Source organism: Mesorhizobium sp. M0772 (genome assembly GCF_040320135.1).
Classification (GTDB): Bacteria; Pseudomonadota; Alphaproteobacteria; order Rhizobiales; family Rhizobiaceae; genus Mesorhizobium.
The window spans coordinates 94,390-112,313 of record NZ_JAMYPB010000008.1 but is presented as its reverse complement, the minus strand read 5'-3'; the positions used below and the strand labels follow the sequence as shown (position 1 = coordinate 112,313).

The 17,924-nt window shown below is 64.3% G+C and carries 17 protein-coding genes, 1 tRNA gene and 1 pseudogene; 4 read left to right on the top strand and 15 right to left on the bottom strand.

What is annotated here, in order from left to right:
- Positions 1-93: 93 nt before the first annotated feature.
- Both alr and NKI06_RS07865 read right to left on the bottom strand, forming a co-directional pair.
- A complete protein-coding gene (gene alr / locus NKI06_RS07870; RefSeq protein ID WP_031197166.1) occupies positions 94-1,203 on the bottom strand; it encodes an alanine racemase in 1,110 nt (369 codons plus the stop codon).
- A 271-nt stretch (positions 1,204-1,474) separates the two neighbouring features.
- Positions 1,475-1,987, bottom strand: coding sequence for an RNA pyrophosphohydrolase (locus NKI06_RS07865; RefSeq protein ID WP_023688910.1), 513 nt, complete (start codon positions 1,985-1,987; stop codon positions 1,475-1,477).
- Positions 1,988-2,034: 47 nt separating this feature from the next.
- Between NKI06_RS07865 and NKI06_RS07860 the strand changes: the two genes are divergently transcribed.
- Positions 2,035-2,499, top strand: coding sequence for a DUF8220 family protein (locus tag NKI06_RS07860; protein WP_245261401.1), 465 nt, complete (start codon positions 2,035-2,037; stop codon positions 2,497-2,499).
- Positions 2,500-2,518: 19 nt separating this feature from the next.
- On the opposite strand, the gene NKI06_RS07855 is transcribed toward NKI06_RS07860, so the two are convergent.
- The 5 genes and pseudogenes from NKI06_RS07855 to rsfS all read right to left on the bottom strand — a co-directional run bounded on the left by NKI06_RS07855 (position 2,519) and on the right by rsfS (position 7,614).
- Positions 2,519-3,700, bottom strand: coding sequence for a divergent polysaccharide deacetylase family protein (locus NKI06_RS07855; protein ID WP_023726151.1), 1,182 nt, complete (start codon positions 3,698-3,700; stop codon positions 2,519-2,521).
- A gap of 183 nt (positions 3,701-3,883) precedes the next feature.
- Positions 3,884-5,209 (bottom strand): S41 family peptidase, encoded by a 1,326-nt coding sequence (locus NKI06_RS07850; protein ID WP_352984761.1) that lies wholly within the window; start codon positions 5,207-5,209, stop codon positions 3,884-3,886.
- A 1-nt stretch (position 5,210) separates the two neighbouring features.
- Positions 5,211-6,569: pseudogene (locus NKI06_RS07845) on the bottom strand (murein hydrolase activator EnvC family protein).
- 122 nt (positions 6,570-6,691) lie between these two features.
- The gene (rlmH, locus tag NKI06_RS07840; protein ID WP_023668699.1) at positions 6,692-7,174 is read right to left on the bottom strand and encodes a 23S rRNA (pseudouridine(1915)-N(3))-methyltransferase RlmH; all 483 of its coding nucleotides are present in this window, start codon (positions 7,172-7,174) and stop codon (positions 6,692-6,694) included.
- 62 nt (positions 7,175-7,236) lie between these two features.
- Positions 7,237-7,614, bottom strand: a complete 378-nt coding sequence (rsfS, locus tag NKI06_RS07835) for a ribosome silencing factor (RefSeq protein WP_023668698.1) — start codon at positions 7,612-7,614, stop codon at positions 7,237-7,239.
- 241 nt (positions 7,615-7,855) lie between these two features.
- Here rsfS and NKI06_RS07830 point away from each other — a divergent pair, with 241 nt between their 5' ends.
- The gene (locus NKI06_RS07830) at positions 7,856-8,710 is read left to right on the top strand and encodes a mechanosensitive ion channel family protein (protein ID WP_352537831.1); all 855 of its coding nucleotides are present in this window, start codon (positions 7,856-7,858) and stop codon (positions 8,708-8,710) included.
- Between the two features lie 15 nt (positions 8,711-8,725).
- On the opposite strand, the gene NKI06_RS07825 is transcribed toward NKI06_RS07830, so the two are convergent.
- From NKI06_RS07825 to obgE, 5 genes are all read right to left on the bottom strand, one after another.
- Positions 8,726-9,994, bottom strand: a complete 1,269-nt coding sequence (locus NKI06_RS07825) for an MFS transporter (protein WP_488505147.1) — start codon at positions 9,992-9,994, stop codon at positions 8,726-8,728.
- 85 nt (positions 9,995-10,079) lie between these two features.
- Positions 10,080-10,667 carry a nicotinate-nucleotide adenylyltransferase gene (locus NKI06_RS07820; protein ID WP_031198711.1) on the bottom strand — a complete coding sequence of 196 codons (588 nt, stop codon included), beginning with the start codon at positions 10,665-10,667 and terminating at the stop codon, positions 10,080-10,082.
- A 163-nt stretch (positions 10,668-10,830) separates the two neighbouring features.
- Positions 10,831-12,117, bottom strand: coding sequence for a glutamate-5-semialdehyde dehydrogenase (locus tag NKI06_RS07815; RefSeq protein WP_352984757.1), 1,287 nt, complete (start codon positions 12,115-12,117; stop codon positions 10,831-10,833).
- A 3-nt stretch (positions 12,118-12,120) separates the two neighbouring features.
- Positions 12,121-13,299, bottom strand: coding sequence for a glutamate 5-kinase (gene proB / locus NKI06_RS07810; protein ID WP_352984755.1), 1,179 nt, complete (start codon positions 13,297-13,299; stop codon positions 12,121-12,123).
- Between the two features lie 2 nt (positions 13,300-13,301).
- On the bottom strand, positions 13,302-14,333 hold the full coding sequence (obgE, locus tag NKI06_RS07805) for a GTPase ObgE (RefSeq protein WP_023668691.1): 1,032 nt from the start codon (positions 14,331-14,333) through the stop codon (positions 13,302-13,304).
- Between the two features lie 167 nt (positions 14,334-14,500).
- Here obgE and NKI06_RS07800 point away from each other — a divergent pair, with 167 nt between their 5' ends.
- The gene (locus NKI06_RS07800; RefSeq protein WP_352984753.1) at positions 14,501-15,364 is read left to right on the top strand and encodes an endonuclease/exonuclease/phosphatase family protein; all 864 of its coding nucleotides are present in this window, start codon (positions 14,501-14,503) and stop codon (positions 15,362-15,364) included.
- A 192-nt stretch (positions 15,365-15,556) separates the two neighbouring features.
- Here NKI06_RS07800 and NKI06_RS07795 read toward each other — a convergent pair whose 3' ends face one another.
- The 3 genes from NKI06_RS07795 to NKI06_RS07785 all read right to left on the bottom strand — a co-directional run bounded on the left by NKI06_RS07795 (position 15,557) and on the right by NKI06_RS07785 (position 17,353).
- Entirely contained in the window at positions 15,557-16,144 is a 588-nt protein-coding gene (locus tag NKI06_RS07795; protein ID WP_023700237.1) for a GNAT family N-acetyltransferase, read from the bottom strand.
- A gap of 132 nt (positions 16,145-16,276) precedes the next feature.
- The gene (gene rpmA, locus NKI06_RS07790) at positions 16,277-16,546 is read right to left on the bottom strand and encodes a 50S ribosomal protein L27 (protein WP_015315190.1); all 270 of its coding nucleotides are present in this window, start codon (positions 16,544-16,546) and stop codon (positions 16,277-16,279) included.
- Positions 16,547-16,645: 99 nt separating this feature from the next.
- Positions 16,646-17,353, bottom strand: coding sequence for a 50S ribosomal protein L21 (locus NKI06_RS07785; RefSeq protein ID WP_023700236.1), 708 nt, complete (start codon positions 17,351-17,353; stop codon positions 16,646-16,648).
- 368 nt (positions 17,354-17,721) lie between these two features.
- Between NKI06_RS07785 and NKI06_RS07780 the strand changes: the two genes are divergently transcribed.
- Positions 17,722-17,811, top strand: a tRNA-Ser gene (locus NKI06_RS07780).
- Positions 17,812-17,924 lie beyond the last annotated feature (113 nt).

Sequence of the window (17,924 nt, the reverse complement as noted above, 5' to 3'; positions counted from 1 at the left end):
CGCATCACTCTCCACGACGACTTCCGTCAGAGGGCCGCCGCCTCCTGTCTGCCGGATTCTGCGGCGTCCGCCAAGGGGCGGCGTGTCGCGGCTCTATTCGTTGATATAGCGGCGGTGGAAGCGGGGGCCGAGACTGGTCAGGATTTCATAACCGATCGTGCCGGCATGACCGGCGGCGTCATCGACGCTCTGCGAGGGGCCCAGGAGTTCGACAAGGTCGCCCTCGCGCAGCCGGCCGGCCGGCAGGGCCGAGATGTCGAGTATGATCGAATCCATCGACACCCGCCCGACAAAGGGCAGTCGCACGCCGTCGAGCCAGGCAGCCGAAGCCGCGCGCCGGTGCCAGCCATCGGCATAGCCGAGCGAGATCGTGGCCGCGCGCAAGGGACCGCTGGCCAGAAACGCATGTCCGTAGCCGACGCCCGCGCCCTTATCGATGCCGCGTGTCTGGATGATCTTTGCCTCGAGCCGCACCACCGGCAGCATCGGGTTCGCCTCATCAGGCGTCGGATTGATGCCGTAGAGCGCAGCGCCCGGACGCGCGAGGTCGTACTGATAGCGCGGCCCAAGAAAGATGCCGGAGGAATTGTCCAGCGACGCCGGCGCCTTGGGCAGCATTTTGCGCAGCCGTTCGAACTCCCTGAGTTGCGCGTCATTGGCCGCATTGGTCGGTTCGTCCGCACGGGCCAGATGGCTCATGACGAGAACGACATCGACGCCGGCGAAAGCATCGGCCGTAAGCGCCTCGACCTCTGCCGGCGCCATGCCCAGCCGCGACATGCCGCTGTCGACCTGGATGGCGGCCTTGAGCTTGCGGCCGGCCTTCTGGCCGGCTTTGCTCCACGCCTTCAATTGTCCGCCACTGTTGATGACGGGAACAAGGTCGGCAGCCACCGCTTCGGGTTCCGAGCCCGGCGGCAGCCCGTTCAGCACATGGATTTCCAGCTTCGGTCCGAGTGCGTCGCGCAGCGCGACACCCTCGGTGAGATGCGCGACAAAGAAGCTGTCGCAGCCTTCGGCAACCAGTGCCGCCGCCACTTGCCGCGCGCCGAGCCCGTAACCGTCGGCCTTGACGACGCCGGCGCAGCGCACGCCGCCGAGCTTTGCCTTGAGCCGCCGGTAATTCTCTCGGATAGCGCCGAGATCGATGGTGAGAATGGCGCCGGCCGCCGCTTCGCTGATCGTATCTTTGGCTTTATGCATCGCAGACCCGCTGAAGTCGGCGCTGCCCCTCATTGTCCTGCCGGATATCTCTCCCTATCCCTATACGGGGAGTTGAGGAGCGGTCGGCGTAAAACGGACGAAAAGCCAACTGCTTGGCTTTTCGAGTGACGAAAGCCGGCAGGCGGGTGAGGGGCAGCCCATACGCTGCGCTAAGAGGCCATTGCCCGGCGTCGTTCATATGGGTCTCGTGGCTGCGGGTGTCCCGATCAATAAAGCACGAATCAGGTGCCGTGCGAACCGTCACATCCAGCTAGGCAAGATGACGGAACGCCGCCACCACATCCTCATAGACCTTGCGTTTGAACGGCACTATCAGATCGGGCAGGTCCTGCATCGGCCGCCATGCCCATTCATCGAATTCGGCGGTGTGGCCGCCCGGCGGCGGATTGATCTGGATCTCTCTGGTCTCGCCGTGAAAGCGGTAGGCGAACCATTTCTGCGTCTGGCCGCGATAGCGGCCCTTGAGGGCGATGCCGACCAGACCGGGCGGCAGGTCGTAGTTGATCCAATGCGGCGCCTCGGCCAGCAGCGTGACCGAGCGCATGCCGGTCTCTTCATAGAGCTCGCGCCCGGCCGCCTGCAGCGGCTCCTCGCCCTCGTCGATGCCGCCTTGCGGCATCTGCCAGAGCTGCGTGGTCCCGGCAAATTCGCTGTCCGGTTCGGCGATGCGGTGCCCAACCCAGACCAGCCCGTCGCCATTGAGGATCATCAGCCCGACACAGGGGCGGTATGGCAGCGTCTCGGGATCGATCTTTTTAGCCATCGGAGTTTAAAGCCGTTCTGAGATTCGCTCCGGCGAGGCAGTGGCGAATGATTTCGAGAACCGGAGCGGAGCGTACTCAAAGTAGGCTTGCCCCGGAAGCGGAAAACGTGGGTTCGTTCCAGTCACTGCCACCCGGCCCCGTTGCCGCCGTTGCGGTCGAATGGCAGAGTAATTCCATGAAAAATATTCAAATCATCGACGGCGCCTTGAACGCAACCTTCAGCGTGTTCGAGGCAACAGAGGAGGAGTACGCCGCCATCTTCCCGGATGGAAGAGACATGGAACTGGCCGAAGATTTATTTGAGCGGCTTGGTGAAGACGAGGCAGGTCGCGTGCTGGCGCCGCTTTGGGGTCGTCCCATCCTGAAACGCGATGTGCTCGGAATCCACGGCACCCTGTTCTACAACAACGAATATCGGCGGAGACACATCCCGCAATCAAAGCGCGAGGTCGACTGGGATGATGGTTCAATCAATCAGGCCCAGAGAGAGCTCTTTTCTCGGCATCGTTGAAAATCGCCACAAGCGCCGGTCAGCCCTTTTCCGGGTCGATGGCCACCGCCGAGATCGGCACGATCTCGATGCCGCGCTTTTTCGCTTCGACCGCCCAGAACGCCACGGTGTCGACGGTGAGGTCGAAAGCCGAGCCGATGCCGACGGCGGAGCCTTTCGCACGCGCGGTCGCTTCCAGCGCGTCGAGCTTTTTCAGGATGGCGCCGCGGTCCTGCACGGCGTCGATTGCCGTATCGCCGGCGACGAACGGCACACCGTCCTTCAAGGCGAGATCGGACGCCAGGCTCCGTGCGGACGAGCCGTCATCGATATAGGCAAGGCCGCGCTTGCCAAGCTCGGCCATGAACGGCCCCATCGCTGTCGCGTCGGCCGAAAAGCGCGCCCCCATATAGTTCATGACGCCGGTATAGTTGGTGGTCCGCGACAGCGCCCAGCGCAGATTCTTCAGATTGTCGTCCTGGCTTGCCGCCACTGTCAGCGTGTTGCGGCCGGGATTGACATTGGGATAGTCGAACGGTTCGAGCGGCACCTGCATGACCACCTCATGCCCGCTCTGCCGTGCCGCCTGCATCCACCGGCCGATGCTGTTGCCTTGCGGCGCAAAGGCCAAAGTCACTTCAGCCGGCAGCTTGGCGATTGCCGCCTGCGTGCCGGTCTGCGACACGGCAAGCCCGCCGATGACGATTGCCACGCGAGCGCCGCGCGAACCCGACCACGGCCGCGCATAGACATCGAACGGCCGCCGGCCGTCAGCGGCGCGAACCGGCAACGGGCCGGTGTCGCTGGCCTCGATCAGCGCCCTGTCGGGGATATGCGCGATCTTCAGGTTCTGGCCGATCGTCGACGGGTCGTGGATGACAATGGCTGCATTGGGCGGGCCGTCACCCTCCTGGGTTTGCACATGGATGATCTGCGGACCGCTGGCCTTGGGCGTTTCCGCCTTCGGCGCTGCCGCCGTCGCTTGAGCAGTGGGTGCTGCGGCCGCGGGCTCGGCCGCCGCCGTCACCTTTGGCGTCGAGACCGCGATTGCTTCCGGTTTGCGGAACGGCTTCTCGCGCAGCGCGATCGCGCCGGAGATGCCGACCGCGGCCAGCACGACCAGCGTCGCCGCGACGGCGCCAGCGCTGATCCCGCGCGACGCAGCACGCGGTCGGACGGTCTGTCCGAGCGGGCGTTCGATGTCCTTGCCGACGTCAGCCAAGCCGCATCCCCGGGCGCGTGATCAGCGAAATCTTTTCGCCATGCGCAGATCCAAAACTGACGGCGCGTCCCCTGCGCCTTTTGAGGCGCAGCGCCCAGCTGCCCCCGAATCAAACTGCCGGAACCTCACGGTCCCGGCAGCATTGCATCGCTTCGATTGGGCAGCCAGAGCTACCAGTCGATTTTATTGGTTAAGCACTGCCTTCTCCGGATTCGGCGGGAATGCCGGGTCGGACTTCTGGCCGCGCAGCAGCTGTTCGGCATAGATCAGCTGCAGATCGTCCTTTGGATCCGGCGGCACATAGGCAGCCGAGCCCGAACCGGTATCGCTCTCGTCGGCGCCCTTGATGTGGCCCTTGAGGTCAGATTCACCGCGGGTCAGGTCCCTGCCCTGCAGTTCGGGCGGCAGCGGCTGGTCGACCTTGATGTCGGGCGTGATGCCCTTGCCCTGGATCGACTTGCCGGACGGCGTGTAATAGAGCGCCGTCGTCAGGCGCAGCGCGCCGTTCTCGCCAAGCGGGATGATGGTCTGCACCGAGCCCTTGCCGAAGGACTGCGTGCCGACCACTGTGGCGCGGCGCAGGTCCTGCAGCGCGCCGGCGACGATCTCGGAGGCGCTGGCCGAACCGCCATTGACGAGCACGATCAGCGGCTTGGCGCCGATGTCGTCGCCTGCCTTGGCGTCGAAGCGTGTGACGTCCTTCGGGTCGCGGCCGCGGGTCGAGACGATCTCGCCACGGTCGAGGAAGGCGTCGGACACGCTCACCGCCTGGTCGAGCAGGCCGCCCGGGTTGAGGCGCAGATCGAGCACATAGCCCTTGAGCTTGTCGTTCGGCACCTGCTTCTTGATGGTGTCGATGGCATTCTCGAGGTCGTCATAGGTCTTTTCGGTGAAGGAGGTGATCTTCATGTAGCCGATGTCGTTCTCGACCCGGAACTTGACCGCCTTGACCTTGATGATATCGCGCACCACCGTCAGCTCGATCGGCTTGTCGGCGCCCTGGCGCAGGATGGTCAGCTTGATCGGCGTGTTGACCAGGCCGCGCATCTTTTCGACTGCATCGTTGAGCGTCAGGCCGCGAACCTCTTGGCCGTCGATCTTGGCGATATAGTCGCCGGCCAGCACGCCTGCCTTGGCAGCCGGGGTGTCGTCGATCGGCGTGATCACCTTGACCAGGTCGTTCTCCATGGTGACCTCGATGCCGAGGCCGCCGAACTCACCCTTGGTCTGCACGCGCATGTCCTGCGCCTGCTCGGCATTCATGTAGGAAGAGTGCGGGTCGAGCGAGGTGAGCATGCCGTTGATGGCGTTTTCGACCAGCGACTTGTCGTCCGGCGGCGTCACATACTGCGCCCGCACGCGCTCGAAGATGTCGCCGAAGATCGCCAGTTGCTTGTAGGTCTCGGAGCCTGCAGCGTTCGCCGTCGAGCCGGGCGCGCCATAGACCAGGCTCATCGCTGACGCGCCCATCAGCGCACCGGCAATAAGAAGCGACAGTTTCCGCATCATTTCACGTCCTTCCAGAGAAGCGGTCCGCCCACCATGGGGTCGGATCGACGGGTTTTCCATCCTTGCGGAACTCGACGTAGAGTTCCGGCGTGGCATTTCCATTCTTCGAGGCCGAGGTGCTTGCCACCCGGGCCTCTCCCATCGCGCCGACCGGCTCTCCTGCGAGCACCGACTGGCCAGACGCGACGCTGATTCTGCTCATCCCCGCCAGGACGACATGATAGCCGTCTCCCGCATTGAGGATCAAGAGTTGACCATAGGAGCGAAAAGGCCCCGCATAAAGCACATTTCCGTCCGCCGGTGCCGTGACGATGGCTCCCGATTGTGTCGCAACCATGTCGCCAAGCATCACCGCGCCGTTACCGTCATCGGCCCCGAAACGCAGCTTGATCTTGCCGGTGACCGGCAGCGAGACTTGTCCCTGAAGTGCCGAAAACGGCGCGGCGGCGGTGAGGCGGTTGCCTTCCGGCACGGGCAGCGAAGCCAGCTCCGTCGACGCGGTTGTGCCTGCATCGGCGTTATCGGCGTCCGGCTTATCGCTGTCGGCCGCTTTCTGTTCGCCTGCCTTGACGGCATCCGCCGCCTTGCGGCTCTTGTCGGCTTCAAGCGAAGCGATCAGCTCTTTCAGGCTGCCGGCCTTGGCCGCAAGCGCCTGGGACCGCTGCTTTTCAGCGGCCATCGCCGTCCAGGTGTCCGCCTCGAGCTTCTGCTTGGCTTCGAGCAGCATGGAGAGGCGTTTCTTTTCCGCCGTCTGCTCGCCGACCGCCGCCGTCAGCCGCGTCCGCTAGGCCTCGCTCGAGGCCGTCACCCGGGTCTGTTCCCTGAGGTCGGCCAGCAATTTGTCGGTCTGCTGGCGCAGTTCGGGCACCACTGCGCCGAGCAGGATGGCGCTGCGCACCGACGACAGCGCGTCTTCCGGCTTGACCAGGATCGCTGGCGGCGGATTGAGCCCCATGCGCTGCAGCGCGCCCAGCACCTCGGCCAGCACGTCGCGCCGCGCCGCCAGCGAGACACGGATCTTCTGTTCCTCGCCCTTCAGTCCTTCGAGCCTGGCGCCGATATCCTCGATGTCCTGGCCGAGCTTCTGCTCGGTCATAGCCGACTGGATAAGCGCCGCGGTGATCGAGGCATGGTCCTTCTTGACCGAAGCAATGTCGGCGGCGAGCTTGGCCAGCCGTTCGGACGACAGCGTGATCTCGGCCGACACCTTCTCATATTCGGCACGGCTCAGATCGGGGTCGGGCGCCACGTCCAGCGTATTTTCGGCCCGTGCAAGCCCGAGCGACAGCAAAACCACCGCCGCAGCGATGCCGCAGCGCGCGTGCCGGAAGCCCGTTCGTGATTTCCCGTTGTCAGCCATTGAAGCCCGACTCTATGCGTGGCTTCGTTAACGAACCATCAACCATGATCGAACCGAAGCCTAGCACAAAACAGCCGCGCATTGGGGCGGAAATCCGGACGATTGACCCTCGACCCACTGATTTACGAACGGTGGTAGGGATGTCCCGAAAGAATCGTTGCCGCCCGATAGAGCTGCTCGCCCAGCATGACACGCACCAGTTGGTGCGGCCAGGTCGCCGCGCCGAACGAGACCATCAGCTCAGCCTGATCGCGAATCGACTGGTCGTGCCCGTCGGCGCCGCCAATGGCGATGACCAACGCCTTGCGTCCGCCATCGCGCAGCTGGCCGATACGGCTGGCGAAATCGTCTGAGGACAGGTTTTTGCCGCGTTCGTCGAGCAGGAACAGCGCCGTGCCCGGCTGCAGCTGTGCCTGCAGCTTCTGGCCTTCCTCGCGGCGGCGCTCATTGGCGTTCTGGGCTCGTCCCTCGGCGATCTCGGCGACACCAGAGAATTCGAACCCGATCGCCGGGCCGCTCTTGGCGAAACGCTCGAAATAGCGGTCGGCGAGTTCTCTCTCGGGGCCGGCCTTCATCCGGCCCACGGCATGAACTGCTATCTTCATCCCTGCCTCGGCGAGCTTTCAATCCATGTCGCACCCAGGATGGTTACGACATGAGACGGAGCTCAGTGCAAGGTCTCTTCCTCGAGGTCCGGCGCCTGCCACATCTTTTCAAGATTGTAGAATTCGCGGACTTCTGGGCGGAAGACATGGACGATGATGTCGCCTGAATCGATCAGGACCCAGTCGGCGCCGGACAGCCCCTCGACGCGCGCCGTGCCGAGACCGGCATCCTTGAGCGCCTTGAGCAGGTGGTCGGCGACAGCCGAGACATGACGGTGCGACCGGCCCGACGCGATGACCATATAGTCGCCGAGGCTCGATTTCCGCTGAATGTCGATTGAGACAATATTTTCGGCCTTGGAGTCTTCCAGACTGGCAAGGACTGTCTTGATGGCACGGGACACGGCGTCATCTACGCTGATCCTGGCCGGCGAAGGCATGATGTCAGCCTTCTTCCGCAATGCTGTTCTCAGTGTATTTCCTTTCGCAGCAAGAACAACCAAATCACCCACGAAATCAGGTGACACCCTATAGATAGGCAGAGTTCCCTTGCAGTTTCAAGACGGGAGGCCCTGCCACCGCGAACGCAGTGCACGACTTCCGGTTCCGGAGCCTTGAGAAAAATCGGAACCCATGGCCGCGGCAGGGGTTATCGACACACCCCCCAAACGGATTTTCCTGATGCCAATCGACCCCCAGAACACGCTGCTCACCGTGCAGGCTGGCCTTGCGCAACTCAGCACACTGATCGTTTCCTATTCCTTCTCCGCCATCGGCGCCATCATCCTGCTGGTCGTCGGCTATCTCGTCGCCGGGCTCGCAGAACGATCGATCTCAGCCGGCCTCGGCCATATCCATGGTTTCGACGCGACGCTGCGCCATTTCTTCTCGAAGATCGTGCGCTACGCCATCCTGATCCTGGTGGTCATCATGGTGCTCGGCCAGTTCGGCGTTCAGACGGCCTCGATCATCGCCGCCATCGGCGCCATCGGGCTGGCAATCGGCCTGGCGCTGCAAGGCACGCTGCAGAACATCGCCGCAGGCATCATGCTTCTGGCGCTCAGGCCATTCCGTATCGGCGAATATGTCGAGGTCGGCGCCATTTCCGGCACCGTCGAGGAAATCGGCCTGTTCGCCACCAAGCTCCGCACGACAGACGGCGTCTATGTGCTGGCGCCCAATTCGACGCTATGGAACCAGCCGGTGCGCAATTTTACCCGTAATGGTGTGCGCCGCGGCGATATCACGCTGAGCATCGGCTCCTGGAACGACATCGACTTGGCGCAGAAAACCATGCTGGGCGTTGCCGGCAGCGAGCGCCGCGTCAAGCGAGAGCCGGCGCCGATCGCCTTCGTTGCCACCGTGGGCGATGCCAGCGTCGCCATCACCTTGCGCTATTGGACCACGGCGGCGGATTTCTTCGCCACCCAGATCGATCTCACCAAACGCGTCAAGCAGGCCTTCGACGCCGAAGCCATTTCGGTTCCCGCACCTCCGCCGGAGGCCCGACAGGAAACTGCCGCCACCAGGCAGTAGGAGCTGTGAAACCGTTCAGCGCTGATCTTCCGGGGCGTAGGCGAGCTCCACCGGCAATGGCGCCTGCGCCGACATCGGCGCGAAACTGCCGGTCGCCGTGGCGGGAACGGCCTGCGTCGTCGCCACTCGCCACAGCACGAACAGGCAGAACACGGTGGCGATGATGATCGCCACATAGATGAAGGCCTGCGTTCCATAGACGGCCGACAGGGCCGTCACGATACCTGGCACGATGAAACCCGACAGCGACCAGGCAAACAGCAGCGAACTCGACAGCGCCACCATGTCGTCCTTGCCGGCGCGATCGGCGGCGTGTGCGCTGGCCAGCGAATAGATCGATTCCGAAGCGCCGTCCCAGATCACATAGATCACCACCAGCACCGCCAGAGCGCCACCGTCAAAGCCGACAGCCAGAATACCGGCGACGATGGCCAGTGCCGCAGCGCCGGCCAGCACGTAACGGCGATCGGTACGGTCGGAAATCCAGCCGAGCGGTATCTGCAGGATCAGCGTGCCGACGGGCATCGCCGACAAAAGCAGCGCCACATCGGCCTGGCTGTAGCCCTTGGCCGTGGCATGGATCGGTGCGAACCCGGCGATCGCCATCGACAGGCCGCCGACGGCCAGCATGCCGGCCACTCCGACCGGCGAAATCCTCCAGGCGCGACCGAGCGCCACGGAGGCTGCGCGAGGTGGCGGCGGTTGAGCCAACCGCGTCATGCCGACCGGCAGGATCGACACTGCGGTGAAGGCAATGCCGATCAGCGGCGCCTGCGCCGTCGCGATGTCGACCGCTGCCAGCAGGGCATAGCCGACGCCAAGTCCGGCGACATAGGCGACGTAAAACACCGCCATCACCCGGCCGCGAATGGCGTTTGCGACGGCATCGTTGAGCCAGCTCTGGGCGACGATGAACAGGCCGCATATGGCAAAACCGTAAAGCGCGCGCGCGGCGATCCACAGCAGTGGGTAGGTGCCGGCGCCAATGGCAGCATTGGACAGCGCAATCAACGCCGACAGCACCATGAAGGCCCGGGCATGCCCGACGCGGCGCACCAGCGGCCCGGTCAGGATGCAGCCGGCAAGGCCGCCGGCGGAAAGGCCGGTGATGATCAGCCCGGCCCAGGTCGGATCGAAGCGCTCGACGCCAAGCCGGACCGGGATATAGGCGAACATCAACCCATTCCCGACCGCAATCAGCGCCATCGACACGATTACGCTGGCAATGGCGATCACGGGCGCCGGCGGGGCGCCATGATTGTGGTCGATGTCGGTCTGGTTCACTGAATTGGCCATATCCAGCGCAGCATCGCCCAGCGGATCGCGAAAGGCCGCCGTAAAAGCGACATCGGCGATCTGGCCTTACGAGTTACCCCTTGGCTTGCTTGCGAATAGCACTCGATGACAGCGACGAACGCGGGCCGTGAATAAAAGTCCAGGCCGGCGCCTTCATGCGGGCGAGCCGGGGCGCGTCACCCTCGTCGACGCGGGCATAGTCGAAGGTCTTGGCCACGACCGAGGACAGGAAGGACAGCGTCGCGCCCGGGCGGTCGATGACCGCGATGGGGAAGGTCATGACGATCTGGCGCCAGCGCTGCCAACGGTGGAAATCGCGGAGTGAGTCGGCGCCCATGATCCAGACGAAGTCGACGCCGGGATTGCGTGCCTTGACCAGCGCCAGCGTGTCGGCGGTGAAGCGAATATGATACGCCGCCTCGAAGGCGGTGACCTTGATCTTCGGGTTCTTGGCGATCTGCTCCGACTGGAGCAGCCGGTCGCTCAGCGGCGCCAGTTCCCTGGTGCTCTTCAGCGGATTGCCAGGCGTCACTATCCACCACAATTGGTCGAGCGCGAGGCGCCGCAAGGCAATTTCCGCCACCAGCGCATGGCCGGCATGCGGCGGGTTGAACGATCCGCCGAACAGGCCGACGGCGAGGCCCTTTTCGGCATGCGGCATGCGGAGGTAGTGCGAGGAAAGAGGCGCCCCACCCTCCCCCTTGTGGGGAGGGTCGATCCGCGAAGCGGAGCGGGGTGGGGGGATTGCAGAATTCAGCGTCGTACCCCCACCCGGCTCGCTGCGCTCGCCACCCTCCCCACAAGGGGGAGGGTAAGGCCAGCGCTCAAGGCCTCACCTGTCCCGACCCGCGCACGCGGTATTTGAACGAGGTCAGCTGCTCGACACCAACCGGTCCGCGCGCGTGCATCTTGCCGGTGGCGATGCCGATCTCGGCGCCCATGCCGAATTCGCCGCCATCGGCGAACTGCGTCGAGGCATTGTGCAAAAGGATCGCCGAGTCGATCTCGTTGAAGAACCGCTCGACCGCTTTGGTATCCTCGGCGATGATCGCCTCTGTGTGGTGTGAGGAGAACGTCTCGATATGGTCGATGGCGCCGGCAATCCCGTCGACCAGTTTTACCGCGATGACGGCGTCGAGATATTCGGTCACCCAGTCGGCATCGGTCGCCGGCTTGGCGTCGAAGAACAGCTTCATCACTTCCTGATCGGCATGGATCTCGCAGCCGGCGGCGCGTAGCGCGTCGAGGATCGGCACCAGATGGGTGGAGGCCACCGCGCGGTCGACCAGCAAAGTCTCTGCAGCGCCACAGACACCGGTGCGCCGCATCTTGGCGTTGACGGCGATCCTGACCGCCATGTCGAGATCGGCCGAGCGGTCGATGTAGAGATGGCAGATGCCTTCAAGATGGGCAAAGACCGGCACCCGCGCCTCGCTCTGCACGCGCCCGACCAGGCTCTTGCCGCCCCGCGGAATGATGACGTCGAGATTGCCGCCAACCCCTTTCAGCATCTCGCCGACGGCGGCGCGGTCGGTGGTCGGCACCAGCTGAATGGCGTCTTCCGGCAGGCCGGCGGCCTTCAGCCCCTCGACCAGGCAGGCATGAATGGCGGCGGACGAATTGAGCGAGTCCGAGCCGCCGCGCAGGATCACCGGATTGCCGGCCTTGAGGCAGAGCGCGCCGGCATCCGCCGTCACATTCGGCCGGCTTTCATAAATGACGCCGACAACGCCGAGCGGCGTGCGCACGCGCTCGATCTGCAGGCCGTTGGGGCGATCCCAGGCGGCAATCACATCGCCGACCGGGTCCCTGAGCCCGGCGATTTCACGGATGCCATCCGCCATGGCACGGGTGCGCGCCGGATCGAGCTTCAACCGGTCCATGAAGGAGCCGGACAAGCCCGATTCGTGTCCGTTAGAGACATCGATGGCGTTGGCATCGAGAATCTGCTGCTGGCGCGCGATGATCGCGTCGGCCATGGCGAGAAGTGCGGCATCCTTGGCGGCGGCGGTCGCAATCGCCAACGGTCGGGCGGCCGCGCGGGCGCGGCGGCCGATATCAGCCATCAGCGCGACGGTGTCATCCCCGGATTGTTCATGCAACTTCAGCATGTCTCATCCTCCGCTTACCTCGCCCCCGGCCCATACCTGGCCGGCAGCCCGTATCTGGTCACCCGCATCGCTCACCACCAGATCGTCGCGGTGGACCATCGCCGAGCGCGCCTCGTAGCCGAGCACGGTTTCGATCTCCGCTGTCTTCAGGCCTGCGATCCTTACGGCATCGGCGGCATCGTAGGCAACAAGCCCGCGCGCGATCTCGCGCCCTTCCGGCGACAGGATGGCCACCGTGTCACCGCGCGAGAAATTGCCGCTGACCAGCCTGACGCCGGCCGGCAGCAAAGATTTGCCGGACAGCAGCGCACCGATGGCGCCGGCGTCGACGGTGAGCCGCCCGGCCGGTTCGAGCTGGCCGGCGATCCAGGTCTTGTAGCCTTTCACCGGATTGGCGCTCGGCCTGAAGAAGGTGGCGCGCTCGCCACGCTCGATCGCCATCAGTGGCGACAGCCTGGTGCCCGAGGTGATGATCATGGCGGTGCCGGCGGCGGTGGCGATCTTGCCGGCATCGAGCTTGGTGCGCATGCCGCCGCGCGACAGTTCGGATGCGGCCGCCCCGGCCATAGCCTCGATATCGGGCGTGATGCGGTCGACCACCGGAATGAATTTTGCATCGGGATCGCGCGCCGGCGGCGCCGTATAGAGCCCGTCAATGTCGGAGAGCAGCACCAGCAGGTCGGCGCCCATCATGGTCGCCACGCGTGCCGCCAGCCGGTCATTGTCGCCATAGCGGATCTCGGACGTCGCCACCGTGTCGTTCTCGTTGATGACCGGCACCGCCTTCATCTTGAGCAGTGTCGAGATCGTCGCCCGCGCATTGAGATAGCGACGGCGCTCCTCGGTGTCGCCGAGCGTCAGCAGGATCTGGCCCGATTTCAGCGCACCCTTGCCCAGCGCATCCGACCATGCGCCGGCGAGCGCAATTTGCCCGACGGCGGCCGCCGCCTGGCTCTCCTCGAGCTTCAGCGCCCGTTTGCCGAGACCGAGAATGGTGCGGCCGAGCGCAATGGCGCCGGAGGACACGACCAGGATCTCGGCGCCGCCATTGGCCAGCACTGCAATATCCTCGGCAAGCGAAGCCAGCCAGTCGCGCTTCAGGCCGCTGGTGCGGTCGACCAGCAAGGCCGAACCGATCTTGACCGTGATGCGCCGGTATTTTGTCAGCGACTGCGCCGTCATCGCTATCGGTCCCAGCGGGTCTCGACGGGAGCGGCAGCCCTGTCGCGCGCTTCGCCGACAACCGCCATCAGCGCCCGCAGCACCGCTTCGACGCCCTCGCCGGTGGCCGCCGACAGCAGCATCGGCGCGCGGCCGGCAGCGCGTTTGAGCGACGCAACCTTCTTCTTGCGCTCATCGGCGTCGAGGATATCGACCTGGCTCAGCGCCACGATCTCGACCTTCTCGATCAGCCCATTGCCATAGGCATCCAGCTCGGCGCGCACGGTCTTGTAGGCTTTGCCCGGATTTTCCTCCTGCGCCGAAACCAGATGCAAAAGCACACGCGTGCGCTCGACATGGCCGAGGAACCGGTCGCCGATGCCGACACCCTCATGCGCGCCCTCGATGAGGCCCGGAATGTCGGCGATGACGAATTCGCGCGCATCGATGCGGGCAACGCCGAGACCTGGATGCAGCGTGGTGAAGGGGTAGTCGGCGATCTTTGGCTTGGCTGCGGTGACGGTTGCCAGAAAAGTCGACTTGCCGGCATTTGGCAGCCCGACCAGGCCGGCGTCGGCAATCAGCTTCAGCCGCAGCCAGACATTCATCTCTTCGCCGGGCTGGCCCGGATTGGCGCGGCGAGGCGCCTGGTTGGTCGAGGTCTTGAAATGCTGGTTGCCGAAACCGCCATTGCCGCCCTTGGCCAGCAGGAACCGCTGGCCGACCACGGTCAGGTCGCAGATCAGCGTCTCGTTGTCCTCGGCAAACACCTGGGTTCCGGCCGGCACCTTGAGCGTCACATCGGCGCCCTTGGCGCCGGTCATGTTGCGGCCCATGCCGTGGACGCCGGTCTTGGCCTTGAAATGCTGCTGATAGCGATAGTCGATCAGCGTGTTCAGCCCATTGACCGCTTCCAGCCAGACATCGCCGCCGCGGCCGCCGTCGCCGCCATCCGGGCCGCCGAATTCGATGAATTTTTCGCGCCGGAACGACACAGAGCCGGCGCCACCGTCGCCGGAGCGGATATAAACCTTGGCTTGATCGAGAAATTTCATTGGACTACGCAGTTTCTGTTGGCCTTGCGGCTTTGCTTTAGATCTTGCGCCTTGCTCTAAACCAAGGCGCGGCCAAGGGCGAGGCCGTTTTGCGACTAAAGCGCCGGATGCCCTTTTGTCGGGGACGCGGTAGCAGTGTTCGCGGACGGAGCTTGAGGGGCGCGGGAATGAAGGTTGTAAGCTACAACATCCAGTACGGTATCGGTCTGGATGGCCGCTACGATCTCGGCCGCATCACCGCGGCGGTTCGCGGCGCCGACGTGATCGCGCTGCAGGAAGTGACCCGCAACAATCCGAGGAACGGCAACCGCGACATGGTCGCCGAGATCGGCGAGGCGCTGCCCGAATATTTTGCCGCCTACGGCAGCAATTTCGAGGTCAATGTCGGCTCGCGCCTGGAGGCCGGCCGCGCCATCACCACCACTTTCCAGCTCGGCAACATGGTGCTGTCGAAGACGCCGATCCATCTGTCGCGCAATCTGCTTTTGCCGCGCAGCCGCAGCCTTGAGGCGATGAACTTCCAGCGCGGCGCACTCGAGGCGCTGGTCGAGACCCCGCTCGGCTTCATCCGCTTCTATTCCACGCATCTCGACCATCGCAGTCCGGTTGAGCGCGCCAGCCAGATCAGGTTCCTGCGCCAGCGCCTGTTGAACTATGCCTTCGAGGGCGGCGGTCTCTCCGGCATTCCCGAGATCGGCCTGCCGGACCTGCCCTATCCCGAAGCCTTCATCGTCATGGGCGACTTCAACATGCTGCCCGGCTCGCCCGAATATGTCGAACTCGTCGGCCGCCCGGACCATGAATTCGGTATGCCGCTGACCGCCGATCTCGCCGTCGACGTCGCCCAGCGCCTGAACACACCAGAGGTCGTCACCTGGGTCGATCCCACGCGACCCGAAGACACAAGCCGCCACAAGCGCATAGACTACATCTTCACCTCGGCCTCGCTCGCCGGATCGCTGAAGCGCCTGTGGGTCGACCGTGAAGCGGTCGGCTCGGACCATCTCCCGATCTGGGTCGAGATGGGCTGAGTTGAGTCCGATCCACAACCAACGTTGCCAAACCTGTCGTTTGGAGGCACGCGCCTAGGTGTGTTGAGATTCAGGTCAGGCCGAGCCGAAAACACTGGTTTTCGAGAACCGGAGCGGAGCGTACTTAAGTACGTGCACCGGAAGCGCATAAACCCGCATTTGGAGGCCGGCCTCACCTGAATATCAAAACACCTAGAAATGCACCCAGTTGCGCAGGCTGATCCAGGTCTTTCTGTCCAGCCGGTACCGCTCGACCGGCACCTGGCCGGCGACGATCGAGTTCAGCATGCCCTGGCCGGCATACTGGAAGCCGCATTTGTGGATGACCCGGCGCGAGGCCGGATTGATCACCCGCGTCGAAGCCTGCAGCACCTGGATCGACGTCCGTTGGAAGGCGAGGTCGACCAACGCATGCGCGGCCTCCGTCGCATAGCCGCGCTTCCAATAGGGCTCGCCGATCCAGTAGCCGAGCTCCAGCCCGCGGTCGGTCATGTTGAGGCCGGCGCAGCCGACGAAAATGTCGGTACTGGCCAGCGTCAGCGCATAGGCGATGCCGGCCCGGCGCGATCTCGTCATAGCCAGGAAGGCGCGTGCCTCGGCCTCGCCATAGGGGTGCGGCATGCGGGCCAGCATCTCGGCGACATGACGGTTGTCGGCAAGCTCGACCAGTTGGGCGATATCGGCTTCGCAGGGAGCGCGCATCACCAGCCGCTCCGTGGCCAGCACCGGGCAGTCTATCGCGTAACTTTCGTCCTCGGTGTCTTCCGCTTCGGCAACCATTCGACGTCCTCCAGGCAAGAAAAAAAGGGAGATGGAAAACCCATCTCCCCTGATCCTTTTCCTGGCTCCATTCACTGGTTTGGCCAGACACCGGTTCCCGAGATGGGCGCCGGTTTTATAGTGCGGAACCGGCTACTCCGCGGCTTTGGTAATCGGGTTGACCGATACGTAGGTTCGGCCGTTGGCTTTTTTGTTGAAGGTGACTGCGCCGGTCTCGAGCGCAAAAAGGGTGTGGTCCGTGCCCATGCCGACATTGACGCCGGGATGCCAGGTGGTGCCGCGTTGACGGATGATGATGTTGCCCGGGATGACGGCTTCGCCGCCGAACTTCTTCACGCCCAGACGCTTGGAATGCGAGTCGCGACCGTTGCGCGACGAGCCGCCAGCTTTCTTGTGTGCCATCTAACTAACTCCGATGCGCCCTGGGGCGCTTGAATGGTCTTATGAACGCGTTCGCGTTCCGTTTCAAGTCCGATCCGGCGACCTTGTCGCCGGTTCGTTTTACTTCTTCGCCAGTTCCTTGGCCTGCTCGCGCCAGTCGTTGATCTGGTCGGTGCTGAAGGGCATGTGCGCGTCGATCTTGGCCACGTCCTTGTCCGACAGCTTGGCAAGCTGGGCGAAGGTGGTGATGCCCTGCTCGTGCAGCTGGCCGGCGGCAACCGGGCCGATGCCCTTGATCACGGCCAAATCGTCCGGCTCGCCCTTCGGCGCCTTGAACAGCGGCGCGGCGACGGCGGTCTCCGTCTTGGCTTCATCCTTCGGAGCAGCCTCGGCTTTGGCTTCCTTCTTCGCCTTGGCTTCCTTCGGCGCGGCCTCGGCCTTCGCCTCGGGCGCTACGTCAGCCTTGACTTCCTTGGCTTCCACCTTGGCTGCGGCCTTCTTGGAAGGCTTGGCGCCACCCAGCAGGATCTCGGCGATCCGCACGGTGGTCAGAAGCTGGCGGTGGCCGATCTTGCGGCGCGAATTCTGCCGGCGGCGCTTCTTGAAAGCGATGACGGTGCGGTTCTTGCCCTGCTCGACGACTTCCGCCGTGACCAGAGCGCCATCGACGAACGGGGCGCCGAAGGTGACATTTTCGCCTTCGCCATGGGCGAGGACGCTGCCGATTTCGACGATATCGCCGACATTGGCTTCGAGCTTCTCGATCTTCAGGAGATCGTTGGCGGCAACGCGATACTGCTTACCGCCCGTTTTAATGACTGCGAACATTTTTTGCCTTTCGCTGTTCGGTCGGCCTCGATGAGCCGCGTCACGCGGTTCGGCCGTCTTTTGTCAGTCTGCGGGTTCGAAAAACAAGCGGCGTGGAAGAACCCTCCACGCCGATTGCGCGCTTCCCCTAACCGAAGGTTCGGTACGAGTCAAGGCAAACGGGCGGAATCCTTGGCCACGCCGCCTCCTTGCCGCCCCCGATCTCTCCGGTCGAGGACCGGTTGGCCCCATCTGCCGACGTGGCCGCAACGCAGCCCTCCAGACAGAGCCCGCACAGGAAGCTGAATTCCCCCGCGGATTTGGCCTTGTAACCTGCCCGCCCAGCCGTTATCTAGTGCGCCGCGCCGGCAACGGCCGACCATGACCGCGGAGAGGTGGCAGAGTGGTCGAATGCACCGCACTCGAAATGCGGCATGGGTGCAAGCCCATCGGGGGTTCGAATCCCTCCCTCTCCGCCACCCTACGCCCTGCGGGCTTCGGGTGGCAGGCCACCCGGAACCGCATCTGGGCGTAGGAGTGTCGCCCGAAGCTACGAAGTAGCGTAGGGGGACCGGAATGAAGCAGGATGCCC